This window comes from Azospirillum sp. TSH64 (assembly GCF_003116035.1).
In the GTDB taxonomy this organism is placed as follows: domain Bacteria; phylum Pseudomonadota; class Alphaproteobacteria; order Azospirillales; family Azospirillaceae; genus Azospirillum.
This window is the reverse complement of record NZ_LGQW01000015.1, coordinates 6,624,658-6,625,788: the sequence shown is the minus strand read 5'-3', so window position 1 is coordinate 6,625,788 and position 1,131 is coordinate 6,624,658. Positions and strand designations below refer to the sequence as shown.

Sequence of the window (1,131 nt, the reverse complement as noted above, 5' to 3'; positions counted from 1 at the left end):
ATGGTCGGAAATGCGCATCACCACGCTCATGTCATGCTCGATCAGCAGCACGCCCGTGCGGTGACCCTGCGGGGTCTGGACGTCGCGGATGAAGGTCAGGATCTCGGCCAGCTCCCCCGACTCGCGCGGGTTCAGCCCGGCCGCCGGCTCGTCCAGGCACAGCAGCACCGGCTCGGTGCACATCGCCCGCGCGATCTCCAGCCGGCGCTGGGCACCGTAGGGCAAATTGCCGGCTTCCCAGTCGGCGAACTCGGTCAGGCGGACCCGGTCCAGCCAGTATTTCGCCAGCTCCACCGCCTCGTGCTCGGCCTTGCGGAAGCCGGGCAGGCCCAACAGGCCGGCGATGGCGAAGCCGGACGCCCGCATCAGCTTGTTGTGCTGGGCGACGATCAGGTTCTCCAGAACGCTCATGCCGCTGAACAGACGGATGTTCTGGAAGGTGCGCGCCACGCCGGCCAGCTGGGCGATGCGGTAGCCCGGCATCCGCTCCAGCAGGAATTCCTTGCCCTGCGGATGGCGCAGCGTCAGCCGTCCCACCGTCGGCGTGTAGAAGCCGGTGACGCAGTTGAACAGCGTTGTCTTGCCCGCACCATTGGGTCCGATCAGCGCGGTGATCTCGCCCGCCCGCGCCTCGAACGACACGTCGTTGTTCGCCACCAGACCGCCGAAGCGCATGGTCAGGTGTTCGACCGACAGAAGCGGCTTTTCAGTCATGACGGCGCTCATTTCGCGGCTCCCGCGGCGGGCTTTTTGCCGCCATGCAGGAGGATGGTCGGGTCACGATGGGCCAGCAGGCCGCGCGGACGCCACAGCATGATCACCACCATGCCGGCACCAAACGCCAGCATGCGGTAGTCGGCCAGCTCGCGGAACGCTTCCGGCAGGCCGATCACCAGCAGGGTGGCGACCACCACGCCGATCTGGCTGCCCATGCCGCCCAGCACCACGATGGCCAGGATGATCGCCGACTCGATGAAGGTGAAGCTCTCCGGGCTGATGAAGCCCTGGCGCGTGGCGAAGAAGGAGCCGGCGAAGCCGCCGAACATCGCCGCGATGGCGAAGGCCGCCAGCTTCATGTTGGTGCGGTTGATGCCCAAGGACGCACAGGCGATGTCGTCCTCGCGCAGCGCT

1 protein-coding gene and 1 pseudogene are annotated in these 1,131 nt (G+C 67.2%); both read right to left on the bottom strand.

Annotated features, from left to right (window positions below; translation table 11 throughout):
• A partial coding sequence (locus TSH64_RS31210; protein ID WP_109453209.1) for an ATP-binding cassette domain-containing protein occupies positions 1-726 on the bottom strand: 726 nt, incomplete at its 3' end.
• Positions 723-1,131: pseudogene (locus tag TSH64_RS31205) on the bottom strand (branched-chain amino acid ABC transporter permease); the annotation flags it as partial. The gene TSH64_RS31210 and the pseudogene TSH64_RS31205, both read right to left, overlap by 4 nt.